We start from the raw sequence: 20,172 nt of genomic DNA on the forward strand, positions 1-20,172 counted from the left end.
ATAAAACGAGATTAAGATGGGCAGAGCATATCAAAATAAAAAAGAGTCCATGGCGAAAACCGCTGGCCAAAAGACACGCATTTACTCACGTTACGGTAAAGAAATTTACATTTGCGCTAAAGGCGGTGTTGACCCTGATGGTAACTTAGCACTACGTAGCTTGATTGCCCGCGCGAAGAAAGATCAAGTTCCAGCACATGTTATTGAACGTGCTATTGAAAAAGCCCGTGGTGGCGGTGGTGAAGATTACGATACGGCTCGCTATGAAGGTTTTGGCCCTGGTGGTTGTATGGTGATTGTTGACTGCCTAACGGATAATGGTAACCGTACTTTTACTCAAGTTCGCCAGGCGTTTGTTAAAAATGATGCCAAGCTAGGCGGTCCAGGTACTGTTGGCCATATGTTCGAGCATCAAGCGGTATTTGTGTTTGATGGTGATGACGATGAAGCGATTTTAGAACTGCTTATGATGGCTGACGTTGACGTTGCCGATGTAGAACTTGAGGATGGCATTATCAGTGTATTTACACCGGTATCTGAATTTAACAATGCCCGCACAGTGTTAACTGAAGCCTTCCCAGAAATTGATTTCAAGGTAGAAAACTTAGCTTTTGTACCACAAACCATGACTGAGATCAGCGGCGAAGATATCGAAAGCTTTGATAAGTTTTTAGCGGCATTAGATGATTGTGATGACGTACAAAACGTGTATCACAATGCTGAGATTAGCGAATAAGTTAATCACCGCATACAGGCTAGAATTTATTAAAGCCTCTAATAAAAAACGCAGCTTAAGCTGCGTTTTTTATTAGAAACTGGATCCGTTAACTCAATTAACGTAAATCCATCTCTTGTACTTTTTCATACGCAATTTCTGGCGCGGTAACTTCAGGCTTAGCATGCAAGTCTGCTTTTAAATGGCCTTTACGGTGTTTAAGTGCTGCGTCTAATTTTTTAGCAGCACTGGAAATAGCTGGGTACATCACTGAATCTAGGCCTTTAGCGGCAATTCGAGTACCTTCATAATTGGTGCTAACTTCTACATCATATTCGCCGTGTTCTTTAGCGATAATAATGTCTAATGCAATAAGGGTTGGAAAATGGTTAGCAAGCTTGGCGAACTTTTCTTCTACATGTTGTTTGACAGTGTCAGTAACATCTACATGGTGACCAGAAAGATTTATTTTCATAAAGTGTCCTTAGCGTTATAACGTTTCTTTAATGTCATATTAATTGACTGTATAAAAGAGAACTTGGGGCATTTACTGTAGATTTCAAGGGATTAAATCAAAAAAGTGTCAAAATGAGTATAAAGTCACATCTGTAATTTAATTCTGTATTGCTTGCATCAGTAAAGTTAGATCAAACTAGTTGAACAACCTTGTTCTCAATTTGAGTTAACATCACCATACACACTTAGTATAGACATAAACAAGTAACTTTGTTCACTACTTTTACTCGCTTTACAACACAGCTCACAAAGCCATCTAATAAGTGGCTTTTTAAGTTAAAATTTAACCAGTTAAGTTAGTTGTACCCTACTTTAATAAACTTAAATTAATCTATAGGTTAACCCAATGTCACTCAAAACCCTGCAAATAGATATTGTCTCAGATGTTATGTGTCCCTGGTGTATCGTTGGCTATAAGCGACTTCAGCAAGCCTTAATCTCCTTTACCGATCTTGAGGTGCAAATCACTTGGCACCCTTTTGAGTTAAATCCCAATATGGGCAAACAAGGTCAACACCTTGGTGAGCATTTAGCTGAAAAATACGGTTCGACACCGTTGCAAAGTCAGCAGAATCGCGCCAATTTAACGGCTATAGGTAAAACGCTGGATATTAAGTTTAACTTCACCGACCAATCGCGTATTTACAATACCTTTAATGCCCACCAGCTACTGCAATGGGCAAAATCATTTAATAAACAAACTGAGCTTAAGCTCGCCTTATTTGATGGCTATTTTACCCAGCAGCAAAACCCTGATGATATTGCAGTATTATTAACCCTTGCCGACAGTGTTGGATTAGACCGTGCCGAAGCTGAGCTAGTATTAGCATCACAGCAATTTGCCGAGTCGGTTAGACAAGAGCAGGCCTTATGGCAAAGCCGAGGCATAACTGCTGTACCAGCGATTATATTGAATCAAAAGTATTTGATTTCAGGTGCACAAAGTGCGGATTACCTCATTGAAGCTATTAAACAGTTGGCAGCAGAGTAGATAAACTCAGCCTCAGCTTGCTCAGCCTCAGCTTGCTCAACTTTAGCTTGCTCAACTTTAGCTTGCTCAACTTTAGCTTGCTCAGCCTAGCCCCATAAAAAAACCAGCTTGCGCTGGTTTTTTGTTATTGATATTTAATCAACTTTGTTGCGCTATATCGGTTAATTCAATTTAGTCACATTCAAGGTCGGTGAGTCGCTACTTGGACCGTTTACCGTAAAGCGATAGGTTGCATTACTGGCGACAGATAACTTCATGTTAGCGCCCTTCTTAGCTAAGGTTTTAATCGCACCTTCAACAACTGTTTCATCAGCGGCAATAGCACCAAAGTCGACGGTAGACCAATCACCTGTGGCGATTTTGAACTCGTAATCGCCGGCGGCAATGGCGATATCAACCGTGTAAACAGATGAGCCTTGATAAGCAAGCGCATCAACTTCACCCCAACCATTCATGCCACCGCGAATATAAACGGTATTACCGGCAAACATATCGGTTTTATCTATGGTTAAGATAGGTTCGTTACGGTTACGCATGTCAAATGTGAAGCTGTACATGGCATCGCTATCAAAATTAAAGCCTAAATTAGCCCCTTTGACCGCTAACGCTTTAGGCTGTCCTAATTGAACCGTTCCATTAGCATCTGCGCTACCATAATCTACGCTGCTCCAGTCACTTGAAGCGATTTTGAAGCCTTTAGTGCCTGCGGTTACCATGATTTCAGCGCGGTATAAGCTGCCACCTAGATAAACCATTTCACTGTCAGTAGACCAACCATTCATGTCACCACGTAGGTAAACCGATGTGCCGACAAATGGCTCTTCATTGAACACAGTTAATACTGGGTTGTCTTTGTTTGCAGCATCTAATGAGAACACATAGGTGGCATCAGCAGTGGCCGTAAAGGTCATGTTGGCCCCTTTCGCGCTCAGTTGCTCAGCTATGTCCTCGTCAACCGCTGCAACATCGGCTGAAACAGCGCCAAAGTCAACAGTACTCCAGTCAGCAGAAGCTATTTTGAACTCATAACTGCCTGCGGCCAGTGTGATCGCAATGCGGTACTCACCTGCGCCCACATAGGTGAACTTATCCACTTCACCCCAGCCATTCATGCCACCACGAACAAATACATCTGTGCTGCCATAAGGCACAACATCGGGTGCACCTGCTGTCGCATTGGCACTTAAGCCTTCGCCTTGAACATCACCTTGTGTTTTAACAAATACAGCTGTGGTGTAAGCCGGCACAGTAAAGGTACCCTCGGTATCACCCTGACTGAAGCTTGCGTCTTGCACAATGCTGTCAATCGACATCATTTGTTTAGCATGTAAGCTAAAACCCGCTGCGGTGGCTATGGCATGTGATTGCGTTTGTGCGCTACCGTTTACCATCACCACTATGGCGTCAACCGCGGGGTCAATATCGGTTAGCCCTAAGCCGTCATCGATGCTCATGACTATCACGCCCTGCTGCTGGTTTTTACCAATATTATGGAAACCCACTCGGTCGATAATGTCTTGCGCCTTGGTTAAGCGGAACAACTTGCTTGATTGACGAATCGATAGAAACTCATTAAACACACTTGATGCAAAATCAATTTCTGACATTGACGCGGCGGCATTAGGGTTAGCTGAAATACCGCTAATCACCGACCATTTATCTTTATTGTCTTGTGCTAAAGGTAAGCCAACATTCCAGTTATTACTGTTTTTGCTAAAGTCGACCCAGTTAAACCAATCGCCGGCATCGTAGGTATTACGGTCCATTGATTTTGAGCGCAGCATTTCACCGCCCATTTGGAAGAATGGAATACCTTGGCTCATTAACGGAATGGTGGCGGCAATATTCTGCACTCGAACACGGTGTTCTAACGATAAACCGACGTTATGCTTATATTGTAAAATGTCCCATAGGGTTTCGTTATCATGCTTTGACACATAGTTAATGCTGTCTGCCGGGTCTAAGGTGTAACCTGTTGGTTGGTTGTTCCAGCTAAAACTACTGCCTTTGGCTGAATTGCCGTTAAAGTCTTTTAGGATGTAGTTTTGTAAGTTACCCGCCATAGATAAGCGCAAGGTATCTTGATCACGTAAGTAATCATCTTTTTGCTCTGTGGCAAATAACGCCCCACCACGCACGGCCTCACGAATACGATCGTTAAAGGTGCCCACTTCACTGCCAGCCATATTGGCTTGGGTTGCCTGTTCGAATAATCGATTATCAGCCACCTCACCAAAGTTCCAACCTTCGCCGTAGAAGTAGTTATCGGCATCAACCGCTTGAACAGCTTCACGAGCCGCTAGAATGCTGCTTTTAGGCATATGGCCCATGACGTCAAAACGGAAACCGTCATAGCCATATTCTTTGGCTAAAATCACCATTGAATCAGACACAAACTTGTCCATCATTCTATGTTCTGTGGCGGTATTGTCACAACAGGTTGATGATTCAATTTTGCCGCTGATTTCGTTATATCTGTGGTAATAACCCGGTACCACTTTATCGAGTACTGAGTTGTCCCATAACCCTGATGAACTGGTGTGGTTATAGACCACATCAAGTACCACGCGTAAACCAAGCTCATGCAAAGCTTTGTTCATTGCTCGCAACTCTTTTACTCGTGCAACCCCTTCAGGGCTTGAAGCATAACTGCCTTCTGGTGCAATAAAGTGCTGTGGATCGTAACCCCAGTTAAAACCATCGTATCCACGCATGGCATTGACTAGATCTTGTGCATCCCCTGAACCAGGTAAAAAGTCCGCTAATATATCAACAATTTTGGCGGCTTTATCTTCTGTTTTACAGGCTTTAGCATTGTCAGCAATCTTGCTGCATAACATGCCTAAGGTATCGGTAATTTCAATCCGCTTAGTCACATCTTCTTCTATGGTGGCAATATCGGTTACTGGCAATACATGAAAATGGGTAACACCGCTTTCAGCAAGTTGACGTAAATGCTCAACCGGCGCGCTGCCTTGTTCAGTAAAGGCTAAATACTTACCACGATTAGCGGCTGATGTGGTTTCATCTCTGATACTAAAATCACGTACATGGCCTTCATAAATAACGATATCTTCTGGGTTTTCTACCGTTGCAACTGTGTGCCCGTCCCAACCATCGGGTTTGGTGTCATCGTCAGATAAATTAATAAACTGACTGTAACGGCCATTGGTTGATACGTTCAGTGAATAGGGATCTGTGGTTTCCAGTGTTTCAATTTTTTTCGACACTGGATGATAGACTTTTACTTCATAGCGATAATATTGACGGTCTAAGCTCATGTCGCCACTAAATGACCAAATACCGCTTAGGCTATCTAAGGTCATGGGCTCAGTTTTAGTCAGCTTTTTAGCACTGTCATATATCTTCAAATTAACCGATTGTGCCGTCGGCGCCCACACTTTAGCGCTAATACCGTTGTCGTACATAATGCCTAATGACGCTTCATCGGCATCCGCATCGCCCTGGGTATAAAGTGCATCTAACACTTTAGCCACTTGAACATGAGTTGCGGCAGCGGGCTTGTTATCACTGTCGTACGCCACTAACACCAATTGTTCTTTGGCGATATTTTTCGCTTCATCAAGGCTAAAGTTAGCTTCATAAGCAGGCCATTGTGCTAAATGTGGCACAAGGGCTTTTTGCTCGTCAGTCAGTGTCGCTTCGGTTAACTCAACTTGAATGCCGTTGATATTACTGTCGTTATCAGCTTCAATGCCTGCTGTGGCCGAATGATGTAATACAAATTTAGCGATACCCTCTGGTGATTCATTCCACACAAAGGTGTTTTGATCTAACCAATGAGCGCTGGCGCCATCAATGGCAAAGCCGACATCCAAAATAGGATAGTCATACACATCACTTTCACCGTGAATGGTGAAGTTAGCACGGTTAAATTGTGCTTCAGGGGCAGAGTCATCGGCAAAAGACTTAAGGCTCATCACTGAATCGCCATCGCCTAATGCTTTGCCTGAACCTTCAGTGCCGATATGAATGATAAAGTTAGCGCACTCGCTGTAACCTTCTTTTAAATTGATTAACCAGTAAGCGCCGTAGTTTGGGTCGATACCATCAAAAGAGTGGCCATTAGCCCAGTCAGTTGAATCAAAGGGTGGCGCATAGGCGTCACAGGTATCATTGTTCCATGAATGGAGCTTATAACCGGGATAATTAGTATTACCACTGCTGTTATCTTTATCTTTAATGCGGTTGTAATACAACACAGCCTGATTAGGCCCAGCAAGTACAGAAGGCATAGGCAAGTCGGGGTTGTAACCGACAATACAGCTTTCATTATTAGCATCGGGAAATTTAGGTGCAGGGCAACTTAATGGTGGTGGCGGCACACACTCTGTTCCCCCTGCATTAGGTACGTTTGGTACATTACAAGTTAGTAATACTGTGCCTGGCTCGGTTGAGTCACTGCCACACCCCATTAGTGCTGTCATACTCAATGCAAACACACTGAATGTCGTAATTGTTGACTTAGTCATCATGACTGACTTCTCCCCATCACTTTTTGCTGTAGAGCAACCGCTTGGTTGGTATTTGTTGTTATTGTTATATTGGTAACTTTGATAATTGCTAATTGATTACATCGCATAAGTGAACCCCATATAGAATTCGCGACCAAAGTACTGCAAGGTGCCGGTTTTGTTTTCGGTGCCGAAGTAACTTCTGGTAGGCTCGTCGGTTAAGTTATTCACCTGGAACAACACCCCTAGACCGTCAGTGACTTGGTATGACGCCTGGTAATCAATCACGGTTTCGCCGTCAAAGTTAACCACTTGCTCATTAATAGCGACCTGTTCCGAGACAAATTCATCACGGAAACGCGCACTTACGCGGGTTTCAAAACCTTCATAGGAATAAAACAAAGTGGCACTGACAACGTTATTAGACAGACCAGGTAAAGCTTGGGCTGTCGTATCGCCGCCAAGGTTAGTAATTGATTGCACTTCAGATTCTGTGTAGGAGTAACTCGCATTAAAACCTAATCCAGACCAGGCATCGGGTAGCGAGGCAAACACTTGGGTGTAAGCCAGTTCCAAGCCTCGAATGTAACCGCCTTCAGCGTTGTTCACTGCGGTGGTGTAAGTACCATTGGTGGTGGCAATTTGCTCTCCGCTGATTTCATCAGTGATATATTCAGGTACGTTGAATCCATTGCCTTTAAAGTCAAAGTTTTCAATCGCGACGGTATCAATGAATGAATCAATGTTTTTATAGAAAATGGCCGCAACAAATGCGCCTTCATCAAAATACTGCTCAAAGGATAAGTCGTATTGATCAGCATAAAATGGCATTAAAAAGGGGTTGTTGGTGCTTGAACCATTAATTTTGCCATCATCAGATACTGATGCACTGATATCACCGGCTAAACGATTGATCGGTGGACGTGACATCACTTTGGCTGCAGCAACCCGTATTTGTGAGTCTTCAGCCACTTTGAAGTTTAAGTTAATCGATGGCAGATAATCGGTATAGCTAACCCCTTGCACCGTTGGCGCGTAGTTTTTGTTAATAATACCTATGCTGTCAGCAATGTTTTGTGCGCCGAGATTTACATCGCCTTCAACGTTTTGCAGCATGGTGGCTGATTGATCGGTATCAACCATACGCACACCAAAGTTACCGGTAACAGGAATACCCGCTATTTCAGAATCGATGTTAGCCATCACATAAGCAGATAATACTTCTTCATACACTTCACCGCTTTGTAGCATGGTCCACGAGTAGTTAGTGGTGTAACCCTGAGGGTCGATAACGCCACCCGCATTGCCCCAGGTTTGTACCGGTTGTGGCACACCATTTGGAAACCAGGCATTTAACGCGGAATTTAAGTCAATGGCTAAATAAGATGGGAAGTAACTAAAGTCACCTTGCCAATCGACCACTGTGGTCATGTCGTCGGTAAGTTTTAAGGGCGGCTGAGATTTAGAAAACGCACCATCGTTACCGTATTCAAATACCGAGCGGTCATTTGAATAGTTACGGTCAGAATAACGCGCGCCAAACTCAACGCTGGTAATCACATCCATTTCTAAGTCGTATTTAAAGTCGACACGATAGGCTTTAACTTCATCTTCATTCAGAAAAGGATAAATACCGTATTTACTGACCATTACGCGGTCTATATCAGAAAAAGCATCGGCTTGATTAAAACCCACATCGGGTAAATCTAGGCCATTGAGTAAATAACTGATTGACACATTTTCATCAAAAATAGGGGTTTCTGCATTAGCATCTTGGGCGACATTGGCCCATAACAAACCGTTGCGAAAATCACTTTTAGCCGATGATAACGACACGTCAACATTCACATTTAAACGGTCAGTCACTTGCCAGTCGGCATTAATGCCAAAGTTGTTTACTTCATCAAAATCTTGATTGTCATCGTTAACAATTTCTACTCGGGTATAGCTTTTTGAGGTGCGATTAAACGTGCCGCCAACGACGCTGTTACCGTCAAATACCGGATTAGCAACACTGGCATTACGGCCACCTAATTTGGCGCGAAAACCGCGGGCAAACGATTCACTGTCAAAACGAGACATAAACGCATCGGCTTTAAGCACAAAGTTATCTACTGGTGCCCATTCAATGGCGCCCATATAACCATTGCGGGTTTCAACGCCGCCTAGGTGCTGCATTTCAAAACCTTCACTAATATATTCATAGCTTGGGTTATCAACCGGGCCGTTGGTGTCGTTCGCTAGGCCATCTAACTCTTTAGAGTCGTTATAAGCCAAACCAATAAACTGAGTTGCTACGCTAGGTTGATCTAAACGGGCATAACCAATCGCAATACCTACCGTATCTTCTAAAAACTTACCTTGATAGGAAAAACTTAAGCGGCTGCCATATTCTTCAGCACCAAACACTTCACTGGCGCGATCGTTATGCATGCCACGGGCATTGACCACAAAACTATGGTCTTTATCTATGCTTAACGGACTAATAGTTTGTAGCTCAACCGTACCGGCAACACCACCTTCAATGAGTGAAGCTTTAGGGGATTTATAAACGGCGGCAGAGCTAATAAGCTCTGAAGGATACTGGTCAAACTCAATACTGCGTGAACCACTGGTAGAGACTTGTTCGCGACCATTAAGTGTTGAAAACACAAACCCGCCAGACATACCGCGAATGTTAATTTCAGCGGCCTGGCCACCGGTTCGTACCGCGGAAATACCCGGTAAACGCGTTAATGCATCGGCCATTGAGACATCGGGCAAGGCGCCTAAATCATCGGCAGATAATTGCTCGGAAACCGTGTCACTAAATCGTTTAGAGTTAAGTGAATCAATAAGGCTGCGGCTGTAGCCTTTGACGGCGATGCGCTCGATTTCTTGATCATTTTCTGCAAGCGTGTCATCTGCAATAACATCACTGTCAGCTTGATCACTGGTGGTTTTATTCACTTCAAGGCTAGCATCAGCTTTAACTGTTTTTTGTTGCACTATGGGCTTTATATCATCTGCTGCATTAGCGCCATAAGACATGAACATCACGCTCATACCTGCTGTTGCTAAAGCCAATGATAAAACACTGGGTTTACTTTTGAGCATTGGTTTTCCCCTTCACCTTTAAGGTTTTTATTGTTGTCCAATACTCGGATATACCACCCACATTATGCAGAATACCGGACACTTATTATTCCGATATACTAGGCTTCTCTCCCTTTTGATAACAATACAATGCATACGTATTCATAACATTTCGGTAACAATTGGATTTTCAACATCACAGCTAAAAAGCTAACTTGTGTATTTTTAGTGATATAAATTAATACTTTGTAATTAATTTGGGGTGCGCCATATTCTTTTGTGTTAGTGCTCATATGAAAATCATTTAAACCGAGCACCTAAAAGCATAGATAAAACATGGACATTAGCGCCCAGTTAGTGTTGAATCAGCACCGAATAACGCATTGTGAATGCAATGTGGTCGCTCAAACTAGGAGTATCAGATGGGTTTTAAAGTCACTGTTGATTGGCACACTTCACCTGCACCAGAGGGTGAGTTTAATCGTGACCATCAAGTCAGTTATGGCAGTGGTCAAGCGGTTCAAGCTTCATCAGCGCCGGAATATAAAGGCAATGCCGATAAAGTTAATCCAGAGGAAAACTTATTAGCTGCGCTATCTTCTTGTCATATGCTGACTTTTCTGGCCATTGCACACCTAAAACGTTTACCGGTTGATAGCTATACTGATAACGCCATTGCTGATTTAGGTAAAAATGATGCAGGTAAAATTGCAGTGGTTAAAATGACCCTTTATCCTCAGGTTGTGTTTGCCGATGGCCTTGAAGTAAGCGAAGAAACCATCGCTAAAATTCATGAAAAAGCCCACGCCAATTGCTTTATCGCTAATTCTTTAGCCTGTGAAGTTGAAATTAAGCATTAATTTTTAGCTTAATTATGCTGTTTTGATTGTCAACAATCATGCGCTAAACATAAAGCAGCAAACACAAAAAAGCCGCTTTCGCGGCTTTTTTGTGTCTACTTATCCATATCTATTTATGCTTGTTTTAAAAGTGCCTATATCACTACAGGCACTTTAAGTATGACTATTTAATATCATCCGCTTTGCCACTTTTTGGCAACGGCAATGCGTTAAGTGGTAACATTGGCTGCTTAGCTTGCGCTTGCTGTAAGTATTCAATCGCGGCGGCTAACTGAGCATCGTCCCCCTGGTATGTTGCATAGGGTAAGTTACTTACTTCAATATCAGGTTCAACACCATGGGCTTCAACCACCCAGCGTCCGTCCATTGCATATTGTGGATACTCTGCAACCCTTGCCATGCCATTGTCAGTTACACTGTTACGACCCGATAACCACACCCCTGCACCTGCTGTTTGCTTACCGATTAGTGGCGCTATACCAAGAGCTTTAATACCTGCAGAGAAAGTTTCCCCATCTGAATACGTCATTTGATCAGCCAATACCACTAGATCGCCGCGGAAGGTTTGTTGCATATTAGTGTTAGCGCTACCATGGGTGGGTTTCCAGAATGCCCACGCTTTACGCAGTAATTTTTCAATAATCCAACTATCAATATTACCGCCTCTATTGCGACGTACATCGATAATTAACCCTGGTTTGTCGTAGTTGGTGTAAAACTCACGGGCAAAACTTTCGATATCGCCCGCGCCCATAGCGTATAAATGCAAATAACCAAACTCACCCTTCGATGCTTCGGTAACTTTAGCTTGATTATGTTGCACCCAATCTAAATAACGCAATGTGGCATCAGTGATAGTGTCGGTAGGTAACACCACGGTTTTATGTTGATTTCTACCACGCTCTAGGGTTAATAACACTTGTTTGTTGGCTTGGTTACGCAATAGCTGTGTTACATCACCTAAATTTGCCACTGGCTTACCGTTAATGGCTTTAATGATGTCACCCACTTGGGCATCAACTTCAATACGGGCTAATGGTGAAGCCTGGCTCGGTAACTCAGGATCATTTTGATAAATATGGGCTATCTCAACACCTTTGGAACTCAGATTTAACCGTGCACCGAGTGACGCCGATTTAGCCGCATCTTTATCCTGCACCATATCGCCACCGCGCACTTGCGAGTGTAGCGAGTTTAGCTCGCCCATCATTTGTTCAAATATATCGTTTAGCTCGTTACGTTCGGTGACCCTTTGCAATAAAGGTTGATACTTAGCTTTGGTTGCTTGCCAATCGAGTCCGCGCATTTGGGTATCAAAAAATTGATCGCGATGCATTAACCACGCATCTTCAAATATTTGCTGCCATTCTTGCATAGGTGAAATGCGTAATTGCCATTGATTTGTTTTGACCTTCGCCTGACTCACATCTGCAGGTAACTTCTCACCCGCTGCAACAATCAATAACTCTTTCGGATTGGCTTGTTTGCGCAGTAAAATAGTGGATTGATCATCCGCTAAGGTAAAGTCAGCCACATCGTCAGCAAATACGTCCACTTTTGGCGCGACATTATCGAACTTAATCCACTTTAAAGCGCTTTTATCATTCACACTATCAATAACATACAGACCTGATTTTGATTGTTGTAAACGGCTGTAATTACCAGACTCTACCGGCACTTGCCATAGTCGTTGCGCCAAGCCTTGCCATTCAAGTTTTATGTCGGCTGTTTCAACTTTGTCCTCATCTTCTTTGTCATTTTGTACTGATAACTCGGTTGTTTTAGCAAACGGAAATAGTGCTTTTTTATTTAACGCCAGGGCAAACACTTGGGTGCGTTTATCAAACACCGGGCCCATGTTTCTGTCGCCCCAAGGTGAACTTGGCGTGGCATTGAAATCACGATTAGATAAAAAGTATAGCCAGTTACCATCTAAACTAAAGCTTGGCGCAAATGACTCATATTTATCAGAGGTGAGTGTTTGCGCTTTAGATTCATTAACTGAATACAGCACGATTTGTGGGCGTTGTTTACCGATTTCAGCTTTAGTTAATGCGATATATTCGCTGTCTTGTGACCAGACAATATCTTGATATGGCCCTAGACCTTCGCCATTAACGGCAATTTTACTATTTTTACTCGTGGTTAAATCCAGTAGCCACACATTACCCATATAATCGTCATGGACTAAGTATCGACCACTCGGTGACAGCGTTAAACTGGTACGTAACGTATTACCATCTTTAGTCAGCTGTTTTGCACCTTCGCTGCCATCGGCAGGGAACTGCCATATTTCTTGTTCGCCAGAAGCATCACTTATACCGTAAACCCATTTACCATTTTTACTCAGTAATGCATCACGTATTCTGCTATCAGGTGCCGATGCTATTTGCACTAAGCGACGATCATCTTTATTGGCAATAGCAACATGGCTGCGAGCAGTTATCACCACTTGATCGCCTTTAGGGCTTAAGCTGGTTGAGGTAGCGTAATCCATTGGATCGTTAACCCAGTGCTCACGTCGATGGGGAAAATCACTGCTTAATTCAACATCCACAACCGAGTCTTTATTACTGGCGAGATCAAATAATTTGATGTCTGCACCCTGCTGGAAAACCACTTTACCTTGATGTAACTTAGCATCTCTGACCTGCCAATCAGTATATTGGCTATGTTGCTTAATGTCGCCTCCGGTTAATGACATAGACCAAATATTATCATTACCTGATGCATCACTAATAAAATAAACTCTGTCCTGCCACAACATGGGTTGACGTACTGACCCTTCATGTTGGGTGGTTAATTGCTGTGCTTCTTTGTCTTGGCCTAAACCAAAACGCCAAATTTCACCTTTGGCGCCGCCACGATACACTTTGGCATTATCACCACTGGCCTGCAGACCAAATTGGGTAAAATAAACATATTCGCCTTTAGCATCAATCACACCTTCTATCGCATCGGCAAGCGGTAAATTAGTTACCGTTAATGTATCAGGATTAATGGTTTTTAATACCCAGAAGTTTGCTGGGCCAAAGGCATTGTCTGTGGAATACAGGATCTCACCTGTGGCTGTCCAGCCTTGTAGTCTTATCCGCGAGTTTTCAAAGCTGACTCGCTTGGCAACGCCACCAGCCATAGGCATAACATACACTTCTGTCGCGCCTTCGTAGTTAGCGCTAAATGCAATCCATTGTCCATCTTGGGAAATACTGGCATCGGTTTCTTCCGCCGCTTGAGTGGTTAACCGACTGGCAACTTGGCTATTAAGCTGGGTTTTCCATAAATCCCCCTCAGCGGTAAACACTAAGGTATTGTCATGTAATGCGGGGGCGCGATAATAACCATTACTGGCTTGCACCACTGATGAGAACGCACTAACACAACCTAGGGCAATCATGCAGCTTAATACTGAGCGACGAAGTTTCATTAAGGGTTTATTCCATATTATTTTTGTTAGCAGATAAGTTACCAGAATGTGACTTTTTTAAAAGCCTAAAAATGTAACTAATGGCAACAGATTAATCGCCTTTATTGCGGTATCTTCATAACGCTAGACTCACTTATTTTGGAGAGAGGAAGCTCAATGGAAACGATATTAAGTGGCAAAGGTATCAGTTGACGTGAAGTGCTGTGATAAATATCACCGCTAAAATAGGCGCTAAGAGACATGTCCCATAGAGCCTATTTAGTTTGATTTATAAAACATCACTTTACAGTTAATTGCTGCTTAATCTTGTTGTAATCTTCATGTAGTGGATGATTAAGATTATTCAACTCAGGAAACCGTTGCTCCATCGTTAACATGTAGCGCTCAGCTTGTGACAATTTTTTTAATTTAACCAACTCAGTTAACCTTAGCATCGCTTTATCAGCGGTATCTAAGGTGATCATACCTGAGTCTTTTAAATATTGATTATTAGCAACTTGGGTAAGTTCACTGTGTTCTGATGGTTTGAGTTCCGACATCATTTTTTGCTGACGACTTTGCTCAACTTGCTCAACCACTTTAGCGGTTTCATTCGCTTGTTCAGCTTGCTGCGATAAACTTGTTTGCGACGATCCTTTACTGCTAAATCTATCATCTGCGCTATGAGTGTCGACGATGTTTTGCTCTTGGGCGAATGACGACAATTGAGGTGCTGTAGACATAGGTGCTGCAGAGGTATTAGGTGCAGTCGAGTTAGGTGATGACATGGGCGCAGACTTAAGCGCGGCAGAGGCTGTTATGTCATTAGCTTGGTTATCAGCCACTGGCATATCCAATGATAACGCCTCAAAATCTGATGACTTTAGACCGGATGGATTAAGCTCTAATGAATTATAGTGCTGCTTCATCGGCATCATAATAAACAAGCCTGCCACCAGCACCACTGATGCTGCGGAAGACAGTTGCCAACGATATTGTCGCCAACCTTTTATGCTTACAACATTCGTTTTGTCCTGGTTTTGAACCGCTAGCGTTAGTGCCGCTGACTGACTTAAGCTTAATTCGGTTTGTGCTTGGGCTAAAATCGCTTCATCTAGTTGCGCTGATGGCTGCGGTTTGGGGCCTTGATGGTATAGCTTAGCGATTTCATCTTGTAAGGCTAAAAATGTTTCATCATGTTGTTGAGTCATCTTTATACCGCCTGTAATTTTTGGGTGACACAAGATTTAATACTTTGATAAGCATAGCGAATACGACTTTTAGTTGCTTCCACTGTCACTTGCGCAATATCGCTAATAACAGATGCGGTCAGGCCTAATTCGACATTAAGTAAAAAGGCTTCTTTTTGTACTGCAGGTAACAAATCAATACAGGCTTGTAATAATCTTGCTTGCTGTTGTTGCTGCAATTGGCTATCAGGTTCTACATTTGACGCAGCGTTAAAGTTGTCCATGGTTTGATCTTCTGCCAACTCTTGCGTGTCATCCAAGGGCTTTACCGCGCGAACGTGATCGATAATTAAGTTATGGGCAATTTTATATAGCCAGGTGGTGAATTTAGCACTGACCTGATAATTTGCCGCCGCTTTTATTACCTTGCCCCACACCTCTTGATATAAATCTTCCGCCAAGACATTATCGTATAGCTGACGCACAAAGTAACGATATAGCGGTCCTTTATGTTTAGTATAAAGGGCCTCAAATGCTTTTATATCGCCCGATTGGTAAGCTAACATCAATTGCTCATCGCTTTGCGCATTAACAAGATTTACGTCTAACTCAAGGGTTTCACTATTATTTGCTGTCATGCACACTCTCTTAAAAATCCGTTTGTTTACCCATAGGCTAGAGGTTAAGTGCCACCAGCCTATGGATAATAGTGTTAATTGGTTTGCATCGTTTTTGGCACTGGGCGAGTTACTGTGGGAGAAAGCGCTGATGAATACTCTGTTGGCTGTACCTTGTCATAAAAGCCTCCTTGTTGCCCGACACCCTGTTCAACGAGCAATTTAGCCGAACGCATTAATTGAACAAACTCATGCCGATAGCCAAATCTATCTTCGCCTAATCCCGTTTGAGCGAGTGTTATCAACTTATCATAATCAGTATTATGCACATAATGATTATGGTTGAGTAATTGCCCAAATCCCGCGACTGCGGCGGCAAATCTGAAATCATCACTGGTTTGTTGAATGCCTTTAACTTCGATGTCGGCATAAATAGGTTGGCTGATTAACTGGCTGTCATTTGCAGCGAGTTTGCCCCCTGAAAAAGGTTTGTAACGCAGTTTTAAGAATGCTATTTCGTTACGGGTAAATGGCTTACCCACCTCCCCTGAACTCGGCTCACGGTTTTGTTTATAGCGTAACGGCTCATGCATCAAACTTTCACTGTCGTTATAACGTAGCTCGTAAATAGCTGTCACGTTATGGCCGGCGCCAATTTCGCCAGCATCGACTTTATCATTATTAAAATCTTGACGTTGTAACTGGCGGTTCTCATACCCGATTAAACGGTATTCCGACACGATGGCGGGATTAAACTCGACTTGAATTTTTACATCAGACGCTATGATATCTAACGTTTGCGATAATTGATCATGTAACACTTTACGTGCTTCATTGAGGTTATCAATATAGGCATACTGACCATTAGCTTGATTAGCCAGTTGCTCTAATAAAACATCGTTAAACTGGGCAGATTGTGAGCTTAAGCCAAAGCCTAATGTGGTTAAACCAATACCCTTATTTCGTTGTTGGCTGACGTAGTTTATCAAATCTTCTTGGCTGGTCATGCCGAGATTAAAGTCACCATCGGTTGCCAGTAACACCTGATTAATACCTTGATCAATAAAATGCTGCGCCGCTAAGTCATAAGCGAGTGCCAAGCCTTTACCACCATTGGTGCCGCCACCAGCTTGAAGGTTATTTAACGCCTGTTTTATCTGCTGGGTATTATTGCCTTTTGCGCCACTAACTACTTGGTGTACGCCATTGGCATATACCACAATAGAGACTCTATCTTGCGCGGTTAATGATTGGGTTAACATTAATAAGGCTTGTTGTAATAACGGTAATTTATCCGCTGCAGACATTGAGCCTGAAACATCGATTAAAAAAACTAAATTTTTAGCTTTTATTTGATCCGCTGCTAGCTTAAATCCTTGAATGCCTATGCGCAGAAGCTTTGCATCTTGGTTATACGGCGAAGGAGCTAATTCGGTATTAATGCTAAAAGGCGCTTCATTTATGGCTGGTATGGGATAGTCATAATCAAAGTAGTTCAGCAGTTCTTCCACACGAACACTGTTCTTTAGCGGTAATATTGCACGGTTTATTTGCTGTCTCATGGTGGTATAACTTGCAGTATCAACATCAATTGAAAAGGTCGATATGGGCGTTTCTGCGGTGACCATATTGCCATTTTGCACATAGGCGGCAAAATTTCCGATGGCACCGATGCGATTTTCATTCGACACTAGATGATATTTGTCATTCGCATTTTGATGAGTAAGTACAGATGATTTAACCCAATCTGATTTAGCCTGACGTTCAGCAATATCTGTGCTGGTTTGCGCTAACGAATAAGCAATACCTTCACTGACGTTGGGCATTTTTTGTTGCTGGTTTATTCGCTTATCAATCTGCCCAGCTTCAAGTGGCATAGATTCGGATTCAAGTTTTTGCTGACAGCCCACTAATCCGAAAGCACCGATGAGCAATAAGCCAATTGGCCATTTTGCTGCAGAATAACAGTGCTGCTGCGAAAGTAAATGCTGTGACTGGTTATATCTTGAGAGTCGTAATGAAGTAAAAATAGTCATGGTAAAACCCTTATTTGAATACGCTTGTGTTTTATAACGTAATCAAAACTAAAAAGGGTTTTTCTAGATAACCTAAACACATTATGGCTGCAGTAATTTATCCAATTCAGGCCTGAGTAAAGCTTTCTCATCATCATCAAAATTTTGAAGATGTTCTTCAATAAAAGCCTGTTTAAAAGCCGGCGTCGCCATAATTAAATCTATATTTGCGATCAACTTTTCACCCGCAGCTGTTTTTGAACAAGCCATATAGCCAAAGTTTGGCCGCATCACACCTTTAATCGGAATAGCTTGAAAATCAAAGTTCAGCCCCTGTAAATCCTGAATTAAACTGGCCTCTTTTGAATACTCAATAACACCAACTACCCGCTCTTTTGTGAGCATTTCTAAAAGCTTAAGCGTCGAGCCCATGCCACTGCGAAAATAAAAATACTCTGGGTGGGCCAATAATGTTGGGTTAATCGCTTCACCATATGAGCGTGATGTCACTACACCGATTTGACCTTTTAAACTTGGGGGTAAATTGGCTAAGTCGATTTGTTGTGGAAATTGTGCCGCATACTTTTTCAACACAATTAATCTCAGCGGTGGAAATATGCTAATCGGTTTTTGGCTGAAATAAGCCACTTGCTCACGATCAGTTGATTTCAACTTGTTATACATACATGCATTGCCAAGCTTATTTAAATCACTCCATGAGCGAGTATAACTCGCCTGATGTTGCTCGAAATGAAATAGATTTTGGTTATGTTGCAATAAAATAGCAAACATTCCCATCGGTTGCTCTTGGGTTAAGTCGTTTTGAGTAGTGTCAATTTCAGCTAATAAAATTCCCGGCAACGGGCTGGCTTGGATTGATTGTAGTAAGAAGGGAAATATCGGGATCAATAACATTAGCTTTAGGCTCAAGCATATACGCTTAATCATTTTAGCCGTAAATAGAGACTCTTTTTTAAAGATTGAATAGCTCACATAATACTCCTGCAAAACAGTCGTTAACGTCTATCCATTTTTAAATTAATAATCCTTTACAGCGGCGTTTTTGCTTTAACCTTAATTATTCAGGTTGCCCAAAGATACTGGTTAACTCAGAAGTTAATAGTGATTTGTCATCTATAGATGCAAAATCATTATGAATAGAGATTAGCTCATTTTGGAAAGGTTTTCTACTCATCGCCTGATCAATCGCATCAATCAATTGTTTTCCATAATCTGTTTTAGAACAGACAATATAACCTGGTGAGGGTTTATCCACTCCCTTTATGGCAATGCTTTTAAAATCGAAGTTAATTTTATTCTCAGTAATATGAGTATTAACCGAATCAGCATACTCGATAAATCCATCAATTCGATTAAGCGCTAACATGTCTACTAGTTTGCCAACTGAGTTTGCCCCATCACGAAAAAATAGTAACTCTTTTTTAGCTGAAATATCTATGTCGAGCATTTTGCCATATGAGCGACTTTTAGCCACCGCATAACGCATATATTGCTGCGGCTCAATCGTCGATAAATCAAAGCCTGCTGAATATTTATCGGCATCAGCTGCCCGTATAATCAGTCTTAATGGTGGGTATAGGGTAATAGGATATTGGCTATAATAAGCAATTTTTTGCCGCTTTTCGGTTTTGACTTTGTTATACATACAAGCATTGTCAATTTTAGTGATCTCTAACCAACCGCGTGGCATACTCATTTGTTGAAAAGAAAAGGCAATATTTTGTGAGCTGTTTTTTTTCAATAGGGCCAACACAGCCATAGGTTTCATTTGCGTCACATCAATAGCGTTTTCAGAAAACTCACCTAATATTACAGCTTTCAGTTCAGCATCATAAGCAAATGAGTTTGATAAAAGCAGTCCAAATACGACTCCACCAGCAAATAAACTTGATGCCGTTTTTATGAATGAAGATTTAATTGATGAGTGTTTGATAGTCAAGGTTCAGCTCTAAATTAGTGATTATAGTCAGTCAATATAAAGTTAAACTACTGATAAGTTTAACTCGTTTTTAAAATTATTCTATGATGATTATATTTCGGCATACACCATTCCATTATTGCCAAACGGAATCCTTGATCCACAAATAACAATATAACACCTTTTGGGTATCATTTTACTAACAAAGCCAGATAACTCACACTTTTTTGATCTTTATCATTTTTGTGAGCAAGCGGTTCAAACCTCACTCTGTAGAGTTTTCTATTTTACAAACTAAGTGTTAGCCGCACGAAACACTAAACAGCAGCGAAACAAAAGTCATCATGCTATTATCTGTCCCCTTTTTTATCGC

Annotated in this window: 12 protein-coding genes; 3 read left to right on the forward strand and 9 right to left on the reverse strand. The window is 42.1% G+C overall.

Translation table 11 applies throughout. The features are described 5' to 3' along the window. The first annotated feature begins 16 nt into the window (after positions 1 to 16). The gene (locus ACRWQL_RS04840; protein ID WP_434928636.1) at positions 17 to 736 is read left to right on the forward strand and encodes a YebC/PmpR family DNA-binding transcriptional regulator; all 720 of its coding nucleotides are present in this window, start codon (positions 17 to 19) and stop codon (positions 734 to 736) included. Between the two features lie 97 nt (positions 737 to 833). Here the strand turns inward: ACRWQL_RS04840 and hpf are convergent, their stop codons facing one another. Continuing rightward, positions 834 to 1,190 (reverse strand): ribosome hibernation-promoting factor, HPF/YfiA family, encoded by a 357-nt coding sequence (gene hpf, locus ACRWQL_RS04845; protein ID WP_226410613.1) that lies wholly within the window; start codon positions 1,188 to 1,190, stop codon positions 834 to 836. Positions 1,191 to 1,577: 387 nt separating this feature from the next. Here hpf and ACRWQL_RS04850 point away from each other — a divergent pair, with 387 nt between their 5' ends. Continuing rightward, positions 1,578 to 2,222, forward strand: coding sequence for a DsbA family oxidoreductase (locus ACRWQL_RS04850; protein ID WP_434952626.1), 645 nt, complete (start codon positions 1,578 to 1,580; stop codon positions 2,220 to 2,222). Between the two features lie 161 nt (positions 2,223 to 2,383). Here the strand turns inward: ACRWQL_RS04850 and pulA are convergent, their stop codons facing one another. Next, positions 2,384 to 6,718 (reverse strand): pullulanase-type alpha-1,6-glucosidase, encoded by a 4,335-nt coding sequence (gene pulA / locus ACRWQL_RS04855; protein WP_434952627.1) that lies wholly within the window; start codon positions 6,716 to 6,718, stop codon positions 2,384 to 2,386. Positions 6,719 to 6,814: 96 nt separating this feature from the next. Next, positions 6,815 to 9,793: a TonB-dependent receptor gene (locus ACRWQL_RS04860; protein WP_434952628.1), complete on the reverse strand. Its 2,979-nt coding sequence runs from the start codon at positions 9,791 to 9,793 to the stop codon at positions 6,815 to 6,817. A 401-nt stretch (positions 9,794 to 10,194) separates the two neighbouring features. Between ACRWQL_RS04860 and ACRWQL_RS04865 the strand changes: the two genes are divergently transcribed. Next, positions 10,195 to 10,632, forward strand: coding sequence for an OsmC family protein (locus tag ACRWQL_RS04865; protein WP_434928632.1), 438 nt, complete (start codon positions 10,195 to 10,197; stop codon positions 10,630 to 10,632). Between the two features lie 163 nt (positions 10,633 to 10,795). Here ACRWQL_RS04865 and ACRWQL_RS04870 read toward each other — a convergent pair whose 3' ends face one another. The 6 genes from ACRWQL_RS04870 to ACRWQL_RS04895 all read right to left on the reverse strand — a co-directional run bounded on the left by ACRWQL_RS04870 (position 10,796) and on the right by ACRWQL_RS04895 (position 19,820). Continuing rightward, entirely contained in the window at positions 10,796 to 14,059 is a 3,264-nt protein-coding gene (locus ACRWQL_RS04870; RefSeq protein ID WP_434952629.1) for a S41 family peptidase, read from the reverse strand. A gap of 278 nt (positions 14,060 to 14,337) precedes the next feature. Further along, positions 14,338 to 15,249: a hypothetical protein gene (locus tag ACRWQL_RS04875; protein ID WP_434952630.1), complete on the reverse strand. Its 912-nt coding sequence runs from the start codon at positions 15,247 to 15,249 to the stop codon at positions 14,338 to 14,340. A 2-nt stretch (positions 15,250 to 15,251) separates the two neighbouring features. After that, entirely contained in the window at positions 15,252 to 15,866 is a 615-nt protein-coding gene (locus ACRWQL_RS04880) for a sigma-70 family RNA polymerase sigma factor (protein ID WP_434952631.1), read from the reverse strand. A 74-nt stretch (positions 15,867 to 15,940) separates the two neighbouring features. Next, positions 15,941 to 17,881, reverse strand: a complete 1,941-nt coding sequence (locus tag ACRWQL_RS04885; RefSeq protein ID WP_434952632.1) for a vWA domain-containing protein — start codon at positions 17,879 to 17,881, stop codon at positions 15,941 to 15,943. Between the two features lie 81 nt (positions 17,882 to 17,962). Further along, positions 17,963 to 18,853 carry a hypothetical protein gene (locus ACRWQL_RS04890; RefSeq protein WP_434952633.1) on the reverse strand — a complete coding sequence of 297 codons (891 nt, stop codon included), beginning with the start codon at positions 18,851 to 18,853 and terminating at the stop codon, positions 17,963 to 17,965. Between the two features lie 85 nt (positions 18,854 to 18,938). Then, a complete protein-coding gene (locus ACRWQL_RS04895) occupies positions 18,939 to 19,820 on the reverse strand; it encodes a hypothetical protein (protein WP_434952634.1) in 882 nt (293 codons plus the stop codon). Positions 19,821 to 20,172 lie beyond the last annotated feature (352 nt).

Source organism: Shewanella sp. HL-SH4 (assembly GCF_051164845.1).
GTDB classification, from domain to species: Bacteria; Pseudomonadota; Gammaproteobacteria; order Enterobacterales; family Shewanellaceae; genus Shewanella; species Shewanella glacialimarina.